The following is a 17,415-nucleotide window of genomic DNA, read 5'->3' as shown; positions in this document are numbered from 1 at the left end:
GGCGGAGCCGGACGGTGTCAGTCTGGAATTCATGCCTCGCACCTGAAAGGGATGTATGTGAAGGTTTCACATTACTACTTTGGTAGTCAAAAACAATGGCGCCAGAGGTCGATCGTCGGTTTGTGACGTTTGTTGCATTTGGTTGCAAAGATGCCGTTGCGCCGTGATTTTCGGGAGGCTGTCGAGGGGATGCGGTCCTGGCACCTCGTGGCTGGCGGGATATTTGCGGGTACCTGTTCAGCGCAACGACGCGGCCTTGTCCGGCTTGCGGGGCCGGCTTCAGGCGCGCCGTTCGATCAGTGCGGTGCGGCCCAGCGGCGTGACGCGGAGAACGACCGCCTGCCTGGATTTCTGCGGGCTCTGCCGGGTCCGGCAGGGCGGTGGCAGCGTGGCTTCGACCATGCCCGCGGCGTTCAGCACAGCGACGGAGTTGATTTCCGCCGGGTCGTCGATGCGCAGCGGGAAGACCGAGTTGCCGATCTTGCGAAGGTAGTCCAGCGGCATCACCGGCCACCCCGGGTCTCCGAGCGCTGCCGCGGCCGCGCCGGCGTTCAGGTTGGCGATCTCGGCATGGCCTTCCTCGGTGATGTCGAACACCACCGCGCTCTCGTACCGCTGGTAGCCGAAGTGGTCGAGATGGAACTCGGCTTCCACCAGGCCGGTGGCCATCAGTACGGAGGCGTGCCTGATGTCGGGGTCAGCAGTGAGCGTGACCGGAAGCTTCTCGTGCAGAAGCCGGAGGAGGAGGGTGAGCGGCATACATGCTCCCGTCTGCACCGTGGCTGGTGCACATCGAGCAATGGGCAGGAACTGCGGGCGGATGCCCGCATCGCAGCGCCGATCGCAGATACCGCTTCGAGACGCGCAGCAGCGCTACCGCGGGCGGAACGCCGCGGATGCACGATCTCCGGTCGTCGAGGGGCAGCATTGGCGTGAGCGCTTTAAATGTGATTTTTTCACTTTAGTTATTTAGTTGTACTCCCGCCGCCCGGCCTTGTCGAGAGTTTGTTTCGTGAAGGATTGCTCGCTCAGGGCGAGAACGTGACGTGCTGCGCGATCAGTACGCCGTCGACCACCCGGTCGCCCACGACCGTGACCTTGCGGCCGTTCTGGAGGTCGGACTGGGTGCCGTTCTCGAAAACGGCCGTACTGGCATCCACCGGCTGGCCGCGGACCCTGAAGCTGGCGGGCGGCGTGAACCCGCCGATCGCGCCGATCACCGTGAAGGAGGCCGGTCCGCCAGTGCCCGGCACGTTGCGGATGCGCAGCTTCTTCACCACCAGCACCCCGCCTGACATGAACCCGTCGACCTCGACCTTCACGCCGTTGCCGAGCGAGTTCGCATTGCCGCCTGCGATCTGCGCATTGGTCGCATCGACCGGCGTTCCAAGCACCCTGAAGGAGCCGCGCGAAGCGAAGTCGTTGATGACGCCCGCGAGCTGCACCGCCACGCCGTTGCTCGTCGGAATGGCGTACCAGCCCTGCACCCTGGTGGCCGAGAGCACGCCGCCGACAGGGGCCGCCGTGCCGCGGGCCCGCACGACCACGCCGTTGGCGAGCGACGATTCGTCCAGGCCCGTGAACGCGGCCGTGCCGTAGTCGACGGTCAGCTGGCCGAGCATGAAGGTCTTGTGCGCCTTGTCGAGGTTCTGCACCGCGCCTGTGGCCAGCGGATCGGTGAGGGCAGGGGCCACCTGGATGCGCGTGGCCCTCAGCATGCCCGGCGCGCCGGGCAGGCCCCACACCTGGATGATGTTGCCCGCCCTGACGTCGGACAGCCCGTTGGCGTCGGCCCAGACCGTGGCCGAGTCGACGCTGACACCGATGCCCATCACCACGAAGGTGCCGCCGGCGAGGTCAATGTTCGAAACCGCACCGCGCAACTCGGCCGCCGAGACCACCTGGTTGGCGATGCCGCTGGTGAAGTTGGCGTCGACCTTGCCCGCGATGCGCGCGCTCATGCCGATCTGCAGTTCGGTCGCATCCTCGATGATGAAGGTGGCGCTGTCGGTGTCGTAGCGCAGCCCGTTGAGGATGACGCTGCCCAGGCCGTCCGCCGCGCCGATGCCGGCTGCGTCCGCCGTCACGCCGGTGCCGCCTGAGCCCACGCCGGAGCCGTCGGTGTTGCTGTTGCCTGCAGTGCTGCTGCCCGCGCCGGCGTCGCTGCCGGTGCCTCCCGTAGCACCTGTGCCGCTCGAGCCGCCTGCGGCGCCGGTCGAGCCCGTACCGCCGGTTCCGGACCCCGCCGAAGCTGTGCCGGTCCCCGTCCCCGTCCCGGTTCCGGTTCCGGTTCCGGTTCCGGTGGGGTCTGCCCCCGCGGTTCCCGTAGTTCCCCCGGCCCCCGTGGCCGCCGGCGGCGACGTGCTGCCTGTGCCCACGCCAAGGCCTGCGATCGAGCCGCCTCCGCTCCCGCCGCCTCCGCCGCACGAAAGCAGCAACGCCATGATCCCGGCCGACAGCAGGCCGAAGATGATCCTGCGAGGTGTCTTGATCGTGCTCATGGCCTGGGCTCGCTTTCTGATGAGGGCGGCCGTGCCGGCGCCCGATCGGCTGGCTCGTCTTCGAAGTAGGTGTAGATGCCCACGCGGATGCGCGCCTTCGCGCCGGCGGGGGCCTCGTCGACCGCCTTCGACATGTCCTGGGCCAGCTCATGGTGCAGCGCCGTCCAGCGCTCGCGCACCAGGCGCTGGATTCGTTCGCAGTCTTCCAGCGAGAGGCCGCGCGCGTACACCGCGCGTTCCAGCATCCGCGGCTGTTCGCCCAGGGTGTTGGCGACGGCGGCCAGCAGGTGGTCGCGGCCGTTGTCGCCCAGGAAGGCCAGCATCGATTGCAGGTCTTCGACCGGCACGAAGCCGTCGGTCGTGAGCTCGACCACGCCCTTGTCCTCGTCCTCGCTCACCATGTTCAGGCGCACCAGCTCGTCGAGGATGGTGCGGTGATGCACGTTGCCGCGGCTGCTCAGGCGCGCGACGGCCTCGAACGAGGGCGCGTCCTGGCCGGCCGTGATGGGCAGCCGGCGGTAGGTGTCATCTTTAGTAAGCATCTGCAGCCACAACGTGAAGGTCTTGGCCGCAGCCGACAGTTCCGTATGGGGCAGGGGATCGGTGGTTGCCCTGACCTTGGCCGTCACCGCCTTGCGGTTCAGGCCGGTGGTGACCGAAAGCTGGCTCAGGTTCGGGTTGGGAACGCCCTGCTTGCGCCAGCTGCGCTGGGCTTCCTCGATCAGCAGGTCACGCAACAGCTCCTCGATGTGCGGATGCTTGACCCCCATGGCGAGCGCGAGCCTGACCACCGGCCGAAGAAGCCGGGCGCAGGCAGCGAGGGTCCAGTCCAGCCGGTGTTCCATGGAGTCGCGATGTGTTCCCGAAACTGCGGTTCAAAGAGGATGCGGCGCAGGTCGCCAATTGCGATCTGCTTGCAATTGTCTTGCGCAACAGTATGAATGTGAATGCTTTGGACTACTGCGAAGGTGTAGGCCAGGTGCACTAAACCAACAGCGCCCACAGCGTCCGCCGAGGCTCGCGAAGCGGGCATCGGCGTTCATGGCGGTTCAGGCGCCCGGGGCGCCCGGGGCACTCGTGGTCGCCGGATCGTGCTGCAGGCGTGGCGGCAGCCGGTCGTCCAGCCAGTCCATGCGCCAGGCCAGCAGCGCGACGGCGCCGACGATGCAGGCGGCAGCCACCGCACCCGCGAGGCCATGCCGTTCGCGGTACGGATCGGGCGCGATGCGCTTCGCCCCCGGCGGCACGCGCGCGGTCTGAGAGAGCATGCCGCCGAGCCGCACGCTCACCTTCATGCGGCCATTGATGGCCCACCCGCTCGCATCGAGGATCGGCCCCAGGCTGCGCTGCCGCAGCTTCAGCCATGCGATCAGCATGCTCGGCCCCGAGATGGCGATCACGATGCCGGCGAGCGCCACCGGTATCCACTGCCCCAGGTCGATGAACTTGCCGAAGATGCCCACCAGCACCGCGCTGATGCTGCCCAGCGCCACCCCGATGGCCGCGACGGTACCCACGTCGATGCGGCTGCCGGCCGATGGCACGCCCGGCTTGGCAGCCGGTTTCGCGGCGGCATTCGCACCCGCCGCCTGGTCGGCCGTGGCCACCCGGCCGGCCAGCGACTGGAGCGCGTTCTGCGAACCCGCCTCGCTCGCGGCGGCGCGCTTGGCCACCTGTTCCTCGATCATGCGCACGAACTTCTTGTAGGGCGCGAAGAAGGCTTGGCCCACGCTGGTGGGGTTCTCGATCAGCTTGGTGATGGTGGCGTCCCAGTCGCGGCCCTGGCGGTCGTAGAAGACACCGTTGCGGCCGACGAAGAGAAAGTCGACGTCGCCCGCGGTGAAGGCGGCGACGATGCTCATCTTCTGCCCCTGCCGCGTGCAGTCGCAGTAGGCCAGGCAGGTCTTTGCAAGGCCTGCCAGCGCCGCATGCCGGGCGGTGTCCTGCACCTGCACGGTGAGCTCGCAGCTGCGTCCGTCGAGGTAGAGCGTGCCGGCCTGGAAGATGGCGCCCTCGCGCTGGTAGAAGGCCTTGAACGACACGAAGTTGTGCAGCAGCACCAGCAGGTCGCGCTGCAGCCGCAGCAGCTTTTCGAGGTCGACCAGCAGCCGGTTGTGCTGCTCGGCGGCCTCGTCCTCGGCGATGAGTGCGAGGAGGGCGTCGCGCGTCGCGAGCAAGGCATCGATGCGTTCGCGCGGCAGGCCTGCGAGCGCATTGGCCGGGCGCGACGCGATCCAGGCCTCGCAGGGCGCGAGCCGGCGGCGCAGCTGTTGCCACTGTTCCTCCTCCAGCGCATCGCGCTCGCCCAGGAGCGGCGCCACGGCGTTGCGTGCGAAGACGGCCATCGCCTCGGCCCACGCGGGGTTCAGGCTGGTGCCGCGCAAGGGCAGCGAGCGGCTGGGCGTGACAGGCGCGAGCGGCAGCTCGGCAATGGGCTGCGCGCCCACGTCGAGGGTGTGGCCCGACAGCGCGTCGTATGCCTGCGGCGACGGATTGAGCGCCACCACCGCCTGCACGTCGTAGGCCGCGACGCGGCAGCGCGCGAAGAAGTCGTCGATCTTGGCAGCGACCGCGCGCAGCGCCTCGGTCGCCGCGATCGTGCGGTCTCCCAGCGGCAGCAGCGCCTTGTCGCTGCCTTCGGCGCGCGCGTACCAGTCGCGCATGGCCTTGGCGTCTGCCATGAAGGCCTCGGCGCGGGCGCGGTCGAGGCCGGGTTTCCTGTCGTGGCGGTCGGGCGTGCTGCCGTGGGTGCGCATCGCCTCCTCGATGGTGGCGCGCAGCGCGTCGTCGGAGGCGGTGTCGGGGGTGACCACGCCGTCGCCGTTGAAGCGCATGGCGGCGAGCCACTCGCTGCGGTTGGAGATGTCGGCGAGCGTGAGCGTGTTCGAGTCGTTCTTGCCGAGCAGGTCGAGGATGCGCCTGCCTTCCTTCGCGAGATCCGCACCCGCGGCGCCCTTGTCATCGAGGTCGTCCAGCGACAGGGTGCCGCCGCCGGCGAGCAATGCGTCGGGGCTGCGCAGCCGCTCGCAGGCCCAGCGGCAGGCCGCGATGACCTCGGGCGGGCGCACGCGGCCGTCGCCGTCGGTGTCGATCAGGTCGAGCGTGCGGGGATCGAAGTCGATGCCGCGGGTGGGGCAGGCTAGCGCGACCCACAGCTTCTGGTCGAGTTCGGCAATGTGGGCGATGTCCGCGCCGCTGCGGAACACCACCTGGTCGAGGCCGCCTGCGCGGATGAAGCTCCACCGGTGCGGCGTGGTCGCGGGAACCGGCGTGCTGGTGCCGGGGACGCCGGCGGGAATTGTCTTGGAGGGAAGGGTGGCGGTCGTCACTGTGGCGGGATTCCTGCGGCGTGGCGCGCGCGATGAGGAGAAAGAGCGACGCGCCGGTTCTTCGTCTGCACATGAGCCTAGATCGCGCGGCAGCCGTGCCTTGAGGACAGACGGCGCGCAGCCATGTCGGCCTATGCCGACACCGCCGTTCGCAAGGTAGAGGCCAAGGTGGAGGCCTATGGCAAATGTCCTGCACCTGTCGTCGCCTGCGGATGGCGGCGTGCAGGCCGCGCGCGGCCAAGACTCGGCTCATCCGCAGATCGATCACACACAGCCCGAGGAGCCATCAGCATGACGCAGAACCCCAAGCAGACGCCGCGCGAGGAGCCGGAAGTGACGCAGGAAGAGTCCGTCCCCATCGACGGCCGCGACGTCGAGGGCGAAGAGCTCATGAAGGGCGTGACCAACAAGAAGCTGCACGAGAAGGGCGAAGCCGAGCACAAGACGCCCGAGAAAGCCGCGACGCACGGCGGCAAGCGCGATCCCGACTGAGATGGCCGCCGTCCTGAGCTCCCCGGCAGCCCCCGGCGCAGCCGCGGCCACCACGCGGTGGCAACGCTGGCGGCGGTGGGCCCTTCCCGCGCTGGGTGTCGTCGTCCTGGGCCTGTTGCTGTCGCACATCCACAAGATCGACTGGGCCGGCGCCTGGCATGCGCTGCAGAAGTATTCGCCCTGGCTGCTGCTGGCCGTGCTCGGGCTCGCCACCGCGAGCCACGCGCTCTACGGCTGCTTCGACCTGATCGGCAGGCGGCACCTGCGGCACAAGCTGTCGGCGCCGCGTACCTGGGCCATCGCCGTCACCAGCTATGCGTTCAACCTCAACCTCGGCTCGCTGGTCGGCGGCATCGGGATGCGCGCGCGGCTCTATGCACGCGCGGGTCTCGACGAAGCCACCGTCGCGCAGATCGTGGGGCTGAGCCTGGCGACCAACTGGCTTGGCTACGGGCTGCTGGCCGGCGGGCTCTTCGCAGCGGGTGCCATCCATCCGCCGCGGCAGGCGCACATCGGTGACGGCGCCTTGCGCGCGCTCGGCGTGGCGATGATCCTGCTGGCCATCGGCTACGTGGTGGCCTGCGCCGTCTCGCGCAGGCGCGAATGGGTGAACAGGGGTCGGCACGTGCGTCTGCCTGGCGGGCGCATCGCCGCGATGCAGTTGGTGCTGTCGAGCGCCAACTGGGCGCTGATGGGCGCCGCCATGTACCTGCTGCTGGGCCAGAAGGTGCCCTATGCCACGACGCTGGCGGTGCTGATGGCAGCCTCCATCGTCGGCGTGATCACGCCGATCCCGGCCGGGCTGGGTGTGCTCGAAGCCGTGTATCTCGCCCTGCTGTCGGGCACGGTGAGGCAGGGCGCACTGATGGGGGCGGTGCTGGCATACCGGGCGCTGTATTACCTGGTGCCGCTGGCGGGCGGGCTGGCGCTCTATCTGCTGCTGGAACGCAGCCTGCCGGCGCAGGCCGACGGGGCAATGCCGCCGGCCGAGGCGCCGGCGGGGTGAACGACGGGGCTGGCGCCTGCGGGCTCAGAGCCCGTAGTACCTGTTGATGCTGGCCGTGTAGCTCTCGTCGTAGTCGGGGATGCTGGTGTCGGCGTACTTCGGGGCGCCTTCCAGCGTCTCCTTCTGCAGCGGAACCACGTAGCCTTCCTGCGCGGTGTCGTACTTCAGCATGTTCCAGGGAATAGGGTAGCGGTCCTTGCCCATGCCGAGGAAGCCGCCGAACTCCAGCACGGCGTAGCGCACCTGCCCCGACAGCTTGTCGATCATGAGGTCATCGATGGTGCCGAGCTTGTCGCCGGCGGAGTTGTAGACGGACGTTCCTTCGACACGGTCCGACGAGATGACGTTTGCCGTGATGGCCATGGCTGTTCTCCTTGCCGGCGCATCTGGGGAACGCCGACGCTCGCTTCAAAGCCCAGGACGCGGGTCTCTCGCGGATGCGCGGCGCCTTTCATCGGCGATGCGCGGGTCGGGCTGTAGGAATATGCGTCGTTCGCGGCTGGCCGGCGGCTACCACGCGGCCTCGCCGCCTTGGAGCGCCCGCAGCGCGAGCAGGAAGGTCGCCGCGTTCCAGCTCTGGCCGGCCATGCCCATGGGCGCGAGCGTGCGGCCGTGGAACCACTCGGTGAAGCGCCAGTCGTCCAGCGCATTGGACTGCGCCAGCCGCGCGAGTTCGCTCCAGGCCTTGGCCTGCTCGCCGAGCCTGGCGAGCGCCATCACCCAGAAGCCTCCGACGAAGGGCCAGATGCCGCCGTTGTGGTACTGGTGCACGATGTTCTGCCTGTGGCGGCTCATGTAGGCCCGCCACAGCGCGTGATGGCGCGGCAGCGGGTGCAGCACCACGCGCACCGGATAGGGGTCGCTCGCATGTGCCCGGTCGATGGTGTCGACGATGCGGCGCGCCATGTCCGTGTCGGCAAGCCCGCCCTGAATGGCGAGCACGTTGCCGAACACATCGCCTTCGTCGCCCACCACGGCCAGGTTTACGAAGCTCAGGTACAGCCCCGGGTCGCGCCGGCCGCGGCGCGCGTAGTGCTGCAGCAGCCGCGCGCGGTGGTATTCGGGAAGATCGCGCTGGAAGGGATTGAACAGGTGATTGAAGTGGTAGTGCGTCGCCTCAGCGTGGTCGAGCGCGAAGCGGCGCTTGACCTTGTACCACAGCGCATTCGTATAGAGCACGTAGCCCGAGCGCGGCATGATGTCGGCCCAGTCGCTGGCCTCGTTCTGCTGCAGCAGGCGGAAGTGCTGATGCTCCTGAGCCAGCAGCCAGCCTATGGCGCGGCCCGCTTCCTCCTGCCAACGCGAAGGGCCGACCTGCCCATGGCGGCGCACGTGGTCCACCGCGATCAGCCACCACAGCGTGGCGTCGATGCAGCCGAGATACCAGAAATCCGCGTCGCGGCCTTCCGGATCGACGTACTTCGGGATCTGCCCGTTGGCCGCCTGCTGCGCCACCAGTGCCTCGAGGCTGGCCACCGCGCCTTGCTCCAGTGCGGGCACGCCGCTGCCGCACATGGCCATCACGCATATCGCGGCGTCGCGCCCGAAGATGCGCGTGTAGCGCCGTGCCTCGGCGGCCTCCGTCCGCGCGGCCGCCAGGATGCCGTGAGAAGTGAGATTGCGTTCCAGAAGTTCGAGCGAGGCTTTTGAGCAGTCTTCGATCAGTGCGCGTGCGGAAGCGTCGAGGTCGGTCATGGATTCCATGTTGGCTTGAGGCCCTCCTTTTTAACAACCGTGGGCCACGGCGGATGTAAAGCCATGTGATGTGCGCCCGCTTCCGGTGCACGTGCCGGACATACGGGCAGCTCTCCGACAAGGCGAATGGGCGCAGACCGTAACCACGGACAGGCGCGCGCTCGCAAATTCGATGAGGTCAGGCGAGAGCGGGCAAGCAGGCGGGGTTGGGCCCGATGCGCCGTTCTGCCGGTCATCAACCAAGGAACGCAGGTGCCCTCCAACCAACCGATTCAGAGCGAGCGAGACGCCTACCTTTTCAGGGAGGGCACACATTCCCGCCTCTACGACCTGCTCGGCTGCCATCCCGCTGCAGGCGGCGGCGCCGATTTCGCGGTGTGGGCGCCCAACGCGGAGTCGGTCTCGGTGGTCGGCGACTGGAACTACTGGTCGGGCGACGCCGATCCGCTGCAGCCCGACCCCGGCGGGACCGGCATCTGGAGCGGCCATGTCGCGAATGCCGCGGTCGGCCAGACCTACAAGTACCGCGTCCGCTCGCGCCACGCCGGCTACACGGTCGACAAGGCCGACCCGGTGGCCTTCGCCGCAGAGCTGCCGCCAGCCACCGCCTCGCGCATCTGCGAGCTTTCGTACCAGTGGGGCGATGGCGAATGGATGGCCGATCGCGGCCGTCGCAACGCGCTCGATGCGCCGATGTCGGTCTACGAGGTGCACCTGGGCTCCTGGCGCCGCGAGGACGGCCGCTTCCTGGGCTACCGCGAGATCGCGCACCAGCTCGCCGCCTACGCGATCGAGATGGGCTTCACGCACGTGGAGCTGATGCCCGTGACCGAGCACCCGTTCTACGGCTCCTGGGGCTACCAGACCACCGGCTACTTCGCGCCGACGTCGCGCTTCGGTTCGCCGCAGGACTTCATGTACCTGGTCGACCACCTGCACCAGCAGGGCATCGGCGTGCTGCTCGACTGGGTGCCCTCGCACTTCCCGACCGACGAGCACGGCCTCGCGTACTTCGACGGCACGCACCTGTACGAGCACGCCGATCCTCGCCAGGGCTTCCACCCCGAGTGGAACTCGAGCATCTTCAACTACGGCCGGCCCGAGGTGCGCAGCTTCCTCGTGTCGTCCGGCCTTTTCTGGCTCGACCTGTACCACATCGACGGCCTGCGGGTGGACGCGGTGGCCTCGATGCTCTACCTCGACTACGCACGCGGCCCCGGCGGCTGGGTGCCCAACCGCCATGGCGGGCGCGAGAACCTGGAGGCCATCGAGTTCCTGCAGACGCTCAACCGCGCCGTCTACCGCGAACACCCCGACACGCTCACCGTGGCCGAGGAATCCACCGCCTGGCCGCGCGTCTCGCGCCCCACCGAGATGGACGGCCTGGGCTTCGGCGAGAAGTGGAACATGGGCTGGATGCACGACACGCTCGCCTACATGAAGGAAGAGCCGGTATACCGCAAGTACCACCACCACAAGCTGACCTTCTCGCTGGTCTATGCCTTCCACGAGAACTTCGTGCTGCCGTTCTCGCACGACGAGGTGGTGCACGGCAAGCGTTCGCTGCTGGGCAAGATGCCCGGCGACAGCTGGCAGCAGTTCGCCAACCTGCGGGCGCTGTACGGCTTCATGTGGTCGCACCCGGGCAAGAAGCTGCTGTTCATGGGCAGCGAGTTCGGCCAGCGCCGCGAATGGACGCACGACGGCGAGCTCGAATGGTGGGTGAGCGGCCTCGAAGGCCACGCGGGGCTGCAGCGGCTGGTGACGCAGCTCAACCGCGTCTATCGCGCATCGCCCGCGCTGTACCGGCTCGACTTCTCTCCTGCAGGCTTCGAGTGGGTTGCGGCCGACGAAGCCGACCTGAGCGTCTTCGCCTTCCTGCGCAAGGCCGACGACGGCAGCCCGCCGCTGCTGACCGTGAGCAACATGACCCCGGTGCCGCGCACCAACTACATGCTGGGCGTGCCGCTGGGCGGCCGCTGGCGCGAGGTGATCAACACCGACGCGACCGAGTTCGGCGGCTCGGGCTGGGGCAATTTCGGGGGCGTCGAGGCGGCGCCCGTGGGTTCCCACGGACGCAGGCAATCGGTGTGCCTCACCTTGCCGCCGCTGTCCACGCTGATCCTGGAGCACCAGCCTTCATGAAGAACATTTTCTCGACCAGGCCCGCCGCAGCCGCGAGCGCCGGCGCGGAAAGCGACCTCGGGGCATGGCAGGGCGATGCCCGCGCCGTCGTCGACGCGGTGCTACCCAGCATCGACAACGGCCGCTTCGCCGTCAAATGCGTGGCCGGCGAGCGCGTGACGGTGCGCGCCCATTGCTTCACCGACGGCCACGACGTGCTGCGCGTGCAGCTGTGCTGGCGCGCCCAGGAGCAGTCGGAGTTCCGCGAGGTGCCGATGAAGCCGCTGGGCAACGACGTGTGGGAGGCCGGCTTCTCGCCGCCCTCGGCGGGCCGCTACGTGTACACGGTGGTGGCCTGGGTTGATCCTTTCGAGTCATGGCGCCATGAGATGAGCCGCCGCGTGGACCTGGCCGACGTTCGCGTCGCCGCCCAGGTCGGCGCGCTGGAGATCGCCGCGGCGGGCGCTCGCGCCGAGGGCGACGACCGCGTCACGCTCCAGCGCTGGGCCACCGAGCTGGACGCCACGGCCGCCAACCCGGGCACGGACGTCGCCGCCCTGAAGGCACTGGCGCTCGACGACGAATACGCCGTGCTCGCGCGGCGCCACCCCGATCGCCGCCATGCGGTGCGCCACACGGTGGAGCTTCCGCTGGTGGCGGATCGCGAGCGCGCCCGCTTCAGCACCTGGTACGAGCTCTTCCCGCGATCGGCCGGCACCCAGCCCGGCGTGCACGGCACCTTCAAGGACGTCGAGGCGCGGCTGCCGGCCATCGCCGAGATGGGTTTCGACGTGCTGTACTTCCCGCCGATCCACCCCATCGGCCGCATCCAGCGCAAGGGGCCCAACAACTCTCTGGAGGCCGGCCCCGGCGACGTGGGCAGCCCGTGGGCCATCGGTGCGGAGGAGGGCGGGCACAAGTCGATCCTGCCGGAGCTGGGCACTGAGGAAGACTTCCGCCGCCTGCTCGCGCGCGCGGCGGAGCACGGCCTGGAGATCGCGATGGACATCGCCTTCCAGTGCGCGCCCGACCACCCCTACGTGAAGGCGCATCCCGACTGGTTCCGCTGGCGCCCCGACGGCACCGTGCAGTACGCCGAGAACCCGCCGAAGAAGTACCAGGACATCTACCCCTTCAACTTCGAGTGCGAGGGGTGGCGCGCGCTGTGGGCCGAGCTCAAGAGCGTGATCGACCACTGGATAGGGCAGGGCGTTCGCATCTTCCGCGTGGACAACCCGCACACCAAGGCCTTCCCGTTCTGGGAGTGGGTGATCGGCGAGGTCAAGCGCAAGCACCCCGACGCGATCTTCCTGGCGGAGGCGTTCACGCGGCCGAAGGTGATGCACCGGCTCGCGAAGCTGGGTTTCTCGCAGTCGTACACCTACTTCACCTGGCGCAACACGAAGGAGGAACTGCAGGAGTACTTCACCGAGCTCTCGACCGAGCCGGGCATCGACTACTTCCGGCCCAACGTGTGGCCCAACACGCCCGACATCCTGCACGAGCAGCTGCAGAGCGGGGAGACTGCCGTGTTCATGTCGAGGCTGGTGCTGGCCGCCACGCTCGCGGCCAACTACGGCATCTACGGGCCGGCCTACGAGCTGCGCGAGCACCTGCCGCGCAGCCCGGGCAGCGAGGAGTACCTCGATTCCGAGAAGTACCAGCTGCGCCACTGGAACCACGACGACCCGGCGAGCCTGGCGCCCTTCATCGCGCGGGTGAACCGCATCCGCCGCGAGAACCCGGCCCTGCAGTCGGACCGCACGCTGCGCTTCCTGCACATCGACAACCCGCAGCTCATGGCCTATGCGAAGAGCTCGGTCGACGGCGCCAACGTGGTGGTGACGGTGGTCAACCTCGATCCCCACAACGTGCAGGAAGGCTGGGTGGGCCTGGAGCCCGCCAGCGTGGGCGTGAACCCGCCTTCGCGCGCCTTCCAGATGCATGACCTGCTCAGCGGGCAGCGCTTTCTCTGGCAGGGCGACTGGCACTACGTGCGGCTGGATCCGCGCAGCGTGCCCGCCCACATCTTCGTGGTCCGCAGGCGCCATGGCGACGAGCGCGACTTCGACTACTTCCTCTGAGGTCGCCCGCCCATGAATGCACCCGTCTCCCACATCGCGCTCGAGACCGTCGAGATCGACAACAGCGACGATCCGCTGTGGTACCGCGATGCGGTGATCTACCAGCTCAACGTCAAGGCCTTCTTCGACTCCAACAACGACGGCATGGGCGACTTCAAGGGCGTCACAGCCAAGCTCGACTACGTGAAGGAGCTGGGCGTCAACACCATCTGGCTGATGCCCTTCTATCCCTCGCCGCTGCGCGACGACGGCTACGACATCTCCGAGTACGAGGACGTGCACCCGCAGTACGGCACGCTCGACGACTTCCGCGAGATGCTGGCCGAAGCCCACAAGCGCGGCCTGCGGGTGATCACGGAGCTGGTCATCAACCACACCTCCAGCGAGCACCCGTGGTTCAAGGCCGCGCGGCTCGCGCCGCCCGGATCGCCCGAGCGCAACTTCTACGTGTGGAGCGACACCGACCAGATCTACCAGGGCACGCGGATCATCTTCACCGACACCGAGACCTCCAACTGGACCTGGGACCCGGTCGCCAAGCAGTACTACTGGCACCGCTTCTTCAGCCACCAGCCCGACCTGAACTTCGACAACCCCGCGGTGCTGGAGGCCATCTTCAAGACGATGCGTTTCTGGCTCGACATGGGCGTGGACGGCTTCCGGCTCGACGCCATTCCGTACCTGGTGGAGCGCGACGGCACCAGCAACGAGAACCTGCCCGAGACGCACGCGGTGATCAAGCGGCTGCGCGCGGCCATCGACGCTCAGTACAAGAACCGCTTCCTGCTGGCCGAGGCCAACATGTGGCCCGAGGACGTGCGGGAGTACTTCGGCGACGGCGACGAGTGCCACATGGCCTACCACTTCCCGCTGATGCCGCGCATGTACATGGCCATCGCGCAGGAAGACCGCCACCCGATCGTCGAGATCATGGCCCAGACGCCCGACATTCCCGAGGGCTGCCAGTGGGCCATCTTCCTGCGCAACCACGACGAGCTCACGCTGGAGATGGTGACCAGCAAGGAGCGCGACTACATGTACACCATGTACGCGGCCGACATGCGCGCGCGCATCAACCTGGGCATCCGCCGGCGCCTGGCGCCGCTGATGGAGAACGACCTCGACCGCGTCAAGCTCATGAACGGCATGCTGCTGTCGATGCCGGGCTCGCCCATCATCTACTACGGCGACGAGATCGGCATGGGCGACAACGTGTTCGTGGGCGACCGCAACGGCGTGCGCACGCCGATGCAATGGAACCCCGACCGCAACGCCGGCTTCTCGCGCGCCGACCCGCAGCGCCTGTACCTGCAGCCGATCATGGACCCGCTGTACGGCTACGAGGCGCTCAACGTGGAGACGCAGGCGCGCGACAGCAGCTCGCTGCTGAACTGGACCAAGCGCATGCTGGCCGTGCGCAAGACCAGCCACGCCTTCGGCCGCGGCAAGCGGCGCTTCCTCAAGCCGGGCAACCGCAAGATCCTGGCCTACCTGAGCGAGTACGACGGCGACGTGATCCTGTCGGTGTTCAATCTCTCGCGTGCCGCGCAGCCGGTGGAGCTGGACCTGTCGGAGTTCAAGGGCTTCGTGCCCATCGAGATGCTCGGGCGCGCGCCGTTCCCGCCCATCGGCGAGCTGCCGTACCTGCTCACGCTGGCTTCGTACGGCTTCTACTGGTTCAAGCTCACGGCCGAGGCCGACGCCCCGAGCTGGCACCAGGAAGGCGTGGCGCTGCAGGAATGGCCCACCCTGGTGCTGTTCGACGGCTGGACCAGCTTCTTCCGCGACCGCGTGATGCCCTGGCGCATCGGCATGTCGGAGCGCATGCGCAACCAGTTCGAGCTCGAAACCTTGCCGCGCCACATCGAGATCCAGCGCTGGTACGCCTCCAAGGGCACGACGATCCAGCGCGCGCGGCTGGCCGACCATGCGGTGTGGGAGGCGAACGGCCTGAGCTGGCTGCTGCCGCTGCTCGAGCTCGACGGCCCGCCCGGCGGCGCCACCTACTTCATGCCGCTGGCGCTCGCCTGGGAAGAGCGCGACGAGGAGCGCATGGCCGGCGTTGCTCAGGCCGCGCTCGCCAAGGTGCGGCAGCAGGCGCAGGTCGGGCTGATGGGCGACGCCTTCTACGACGAGGCCTTCTGCCGTGAACTGGTGCGCACCATCGGCAGCGGCGCCGAGCTCGCGACCGCGAACGGCAAGCTGGTCTTCAGGCCCACGGCCGCCTTCGCGGAAACCGCGGCCGACATCGACGCGCTTCCCGTCGGCCGGCCCAGCGGCGTGAGCAGCAACACGGTGGTGACGCTGGGCGAGACGCTCTTCCTCAAGGGCTACCGCCACGTGCGCGAGGGCATCAACCCCGAGCTGGAGATGGGCCGCTTCCTCACCGAGGTGGCGCGCTATCCGCATTGCGTGCCGGTGCTCGGCGCGCTCGAATACATGACGGCCGACGGCCGCACGATGACGCTCGCGATGGTGCAGCGCTACGTGGCGAACCAGGGCGACGGCTGGGACTACACGCTGGGCTACCTGGAGCGCTTCCTGCGCGACGTGGCCACGTCGGACAGCGATGCGCCGGAGGTGGCCGCGGTGCACGGCGGCTTCCTCGCGCTGATGGCCAAGCTGGGCCGGCGAACGGCCGAGCTGCACGAGGCGCTGGCCTCGCGCACCGGCGCCGCGGCCTTCGACCCCGAGCCGCTCTCCGCGACCCATGTCGCCGGTTTCAAGGCGCGCGCGGCCACCGACGCCACAGCCACGCTCGAAATGCTGCGCGAGCGCTTCGAGCAGCTGCCGCCCGCCGCCCAGACCGATGCGCGCATGCTGCTGGACGCCGGCGAGGCGCTGCGCGCGAGCATCGAGGCGAAGCAGCCGGCCGAAGGCGGCGGCGTCATGAGCCGCTACCACGGCGACTACCACCTCGGCCAGGTGCTCGTGAAGGACAACGACTTCGTCATCATCGACTTCGAGGGCGAGCCGGCGCGCAGCTTCGACGAGCGCCGCATGAAGGGTTCGCCGCTGCGCGACGTGGCGGGCATGCTGCGCTCCTTCAACTACGCGCGCTGGTCCGCACTGCGCCGCGTGGCACAGAGCACGCAGGAGGCCGAGCGCCTTGCCGGACCCGCGATCGCCTGGGAGCAGGCCACGCGCGATGCGTTCCTGGCCGGCTACGGCCGGGCGCTCGATGGCGAGCTTCTTGCTCTCTTCGAACTGGAGAAGGCGCTCTACGAGCTTCGCTACGAACTCGGCAACCGCCTCGACTGGGCCCAGGTCCCGCTGCACGGCGTGCTCGCGCTGGTGCGGCCGGGGCGCGGCTGATGCCGCCCCCGACCCCACCGCTGTCGGCAACTGCCGCGAACCCCAAGCCAACCTAGCGAAACAAGGGAAGAACCACCATGGAAAACTTCGGCATTCACCTGGAGCCGTTGCGCGCCATCCTCTATCAGATCGGCGCATTCATTCCCCGGCTGCTGGTCGCGCTGGTGGTCGTGCTCGTCGGCTGGCTCGTGGCCAAGGCGGCGCGCTTCGCGGTGACCAAGGCCCTGCGCGCCATCAACTTCAACGTGCTGACCGAACGCGCGGGTCTCGACAACTTCCTGCGCCAGGGCGGCCTGGCGGGCGACACGAGCAGCCTGTTCGGCGTGCTCGCGTACTGGCTGGTGATCCTGGCGTCGCTGCTCATCGCATTCAACGGCATGGGGCTGAGCTACATCGCCGACCTGCTGGGGCGCATCGTCTGGTTCGTGCCGAACGTGTTCGTGGCGCTGCTGGTGCTGGCCTTCGGTTCGTATTTCGCGCGCTTCGTGGGTGACGCGGTGGCCAGCTATTTCCGCGGCGTGAAGATGCAGGACGCGGCACTCTTCGCCAAGGCCGCGCAGTACGCGGTGATGGCCTTCGTGATCCTGATCGCGCTCGACCAGGTGAAGGTGGGCGGCGACATCGTGCGCGAGAGCTTCCTGGTGATCCTCGCGGGCGCCGTCTTCGCGCTGGCACTGGCCTTCGGGCTGGCCGGGAAGGACTGGGCCAAGTCCTGCATCGAACGCTGGTGGCCGAAGGAGGCCCGGGATGTCAGGGTCCAGCCGCCGATGCCTGCCGCACCGCCGAAGCCCGCGCCTCCAACTTCCGTCACCGGCGTCGGTCCCTACGGCCGGCAAGACAACGACCGCCCGCCGCGCTGAACGCGGCAC

At 68.5% G+C, this 17,415-nt stretch carries 12 protein-coding genes; 6 read left to right on the top strand and 6 right to left on the bottom strand.

Going from position 1 to position 17,415, the window contains the following annotated elements; all coding sequences use genetic code 11:
- Window positions 1–279: 279 nt before the first annotated feature.
- The 4 genes from G369_RS0103880 to G369_RS0103865 all read right to left on the bottom strand — a co-directional run bounded on the left by G369_RS0103880 (window position 280) and on the right by G369_RS0103865 (window position 5,830).
- The gene (locus G369_RS0103880) at window positions 280–759 is read right to left on the bottom strand and encodes a hypothetical protein (protein ID WP_019652663.1); all 480 of its coding nucleotides are present in this window, start codon (window positions 757–759) and stop codon (window positions 280–282) included.
- A 269-nt stretch (window positions 760–1,028) separates the two neighbouring features.
- Window positions 1,029–2,501: a DUF5666 domain-containing protein gene (locus tag G369_RS0103875; protein ID WP_019652662.1), complete on the bottom strand. Its 1,473-nt coding sequence runs from the start codon at window positions 2,499–2,501 to the stop codon at window positions 1,029–1,031.
- Complete coding sequence (locus tag G369_RS0103870) at window positions 2,498–3,346, bottom strand: DUF6502 family protein (RefSeq protein ID WP_019652661.1); 849 nt, start codon at window positions 3,344–3,346, stop codon at window positions 2,498–2,500. The genes G369_RS0103875 and G369_RS0103870 overlap by 4 nt, the downstream gene beginning before the upstream one ends.
- A gap of 204 nt (window positions 3,347–3,550) precedes the next feature.
- Window positions 3,551–5,830, bottom strand: a complete 2,280-nt coding sequence (locus tag G369_RS0103865) for a hypothetical protein (protein WP_019652660.1) — start codon at window positions 5,828–5,830, stop codon at window positions 3,551–3,553.
- A gap of 291 nt (window positions 5,831–6,121) precedes the next feature.
- On the opposite strand from G369_RS0103865, the gene G369_RS0103860 reads away from it, so the two are divergent.
- Entirely contained in the window at window positions 6,122–6,322 is a 201-nt protein-coding gene (locus G369_RS0103860) for a hypothetical protein (protein ID WP_019652659.1), read from the top strand.
- 1 nt (window position 6,323) lies between these two features.
- Entirely contained in the window at window positions 6,324–7,328 is a 1,005-nt protein-coding gene (locus tag G369_RS0103855; RefSeq protein WP_019652658.1) for a lysylphosphatidylglycerol synthase domain-containing protein, read from the top strand.
- Between the two features lie 24 nt (window positions 7,329–7,352).
- On the opposite strand, the gene G369_RS0103850 is transcribed toward G369_RS0103855, so the two are convergent.
- Complete coding sequence (locus G369_RS0103850) at window positions 7,353–7,691, bottom strand: PRC-barrel domain-containing protein (RefSeq protein WP_019652657.1); 339 nt, start codon at window positions 7,689–7,691, stop codon at window positions 7,353–7,355.
- A gap of 147 nt (window positions 7,692–7,838) precedes the next feature.
- Window positions 7,839–9,023, bottom strand: coding sequence for a glycoside hydrolase 100 family protein (locus G369_RS0103845; protein ID WP_019652656.1), 1,185 nt, complete (start codon window positions 9,021–9,023; stop codon window positions 7,839–7,841).
- A gap of 252 nt (window positions 9,024–9,275) precedes the next feature.
- Here G369_RS0103845 and glgB point away from each other — a divergent pair, with 252 nt between their 5' ends.
- The 4 genes from glgB (at window position 9,276) to G369_RS0103825 (ending at window position 17,406) form a co-directional block, all read left to right on the top strand.
- On the top strand, window positions 9,276–11,168 hold the full coding sequence (gene glgB, locus G369_RS0103840) for a 1,4-alpha-glucan branching protein GlgB (RefSeq protein WP_019652655.1): 1,893 nt from the start codon (window positions 9,276–9,278) through the stop codon (window positions 11,166–11,168).
- A complete protein-coding gene (locus tag G369_RS0103835; protein ID WP_019652654.1) occupies window positions 11,165–13,231 on the top strand; it encodes an alpha-1,4-glucan--maltose-1-phosphate maltosyltransferase in 2,067 nt (688 codons plus the stop codon). The genes glgB and G369_RS0103835 overlap by 4 nt, the downstream gene beginning before the upstream one ends.
- Before the next feature lie 12 nt (window positions 13,232–13,243).
- The gene (gene treS / locus G369_RS0103830) at window positions 13,244–16,546 is read left to right on the top strand and encodes a maltose alpha-D-glucosyltransferase (protein ID WP_019652653.1); all 3,303 of its coding nucleotides are present in this window, start codon (window positions 13,244–13,246) and stop codon (window positions 16,544–16,546) included.
- 77 nt (window positions 16,547–16,623) lie between these two features.
- A complete protein-coding gene (locus tag G369_RS0103825) occupies window positions 16,624–17,406 on the top strand; it encodes a mechanosensitive ion channel family protein (RefSeq protein WP_019652652.1) in 783 nt (260 codons plus the stop codon).
- The last annotated feature ends 9 nt before the right edge of the window (window positions 17,407–17,415 follow it).

The organism is Variovorax atrisoli 110B, assembly GCF_000382045.1.
In the GTDB taxonomy this organism is placed as follows: domain Bacteria; phylum Pseudomonadota; class Gammaproteobacteria; order Burkholderiales; family Burkholderiaceae_C; genus Variovorax; species Variovorax atrisoli.
This window is presented reverse-complemented; position numbering and strand designations above follow the sequence as displayed.

Coding starts and splice junctions, on each gene's coding strand:
- G369_RS0103880 (WP_019652663.1), bottom strand. CDS start 759: ATGCCGCTCACCCTCCTCCTCCGGCTTCTGCACGAGAAGCTTCCGGTC.
- G369_RS0103850 (WP_019652657.1), bottom strand. CDS start 7,691: ATGGCCATCACGGCAAACGTCATCTCGTCGGACCGTGTCGAAGGAACG.
- G369_RS0103870 (WP_019652661.1), bottom strand. CDS start 3,346: ATGGAACACCGGCTGGACTGGACCCTCGCTGCCTGCGCCCGGCTTCTT.
- G369_RS0103845 (WP_019652656.1), bottom strand. CDS start 9,023: ATGACCGACCTCGACGCTTCCGCACGCGCACTGATCGAAGACTGCTCA.
- G369_RS0103860 (WP_019652659.1), top strand. CDS start 6,122: ATGACGCAGAACCCCAAGCAGACGCCGCGCGAGGAGCCGGAAGTGACG.
- G369_RS0103855 (WP_019652658.1), top strand. CDS start 6,324: ATGGCCGCCGTCCTGAGCTCCCCGGCAGCCCCCGGCGCAGCCGCGGCC.
- G369_RS0103825 (WP_019652652.1), top strand. CDS start 16,624: ATGGAAAACTTCGGCATTCACCTGGAGCCGTTGCGCGCCATCCTCTAT.
- G369_RS0103835 (WP_019652654.1), top strand. CDS start 11,165: ATGAAGAACATTTTCTCGACCAGGCCCGCCGCAGCCGCGAGCGCCGGC.
- treS (WP_019652653.1), top strand. CDS start 13,244: ATGAATGCACCCGTCTCCCACATCGCGCTCGAGACCGTCGAGATCGAC.
- G369_RS0103875 (WP_019652662.1), bottom strand. CDS start 2,501: ATGAGCACGATCAAGACACCTCGCAGGATCATCTTCGGCCTGCTGTCG.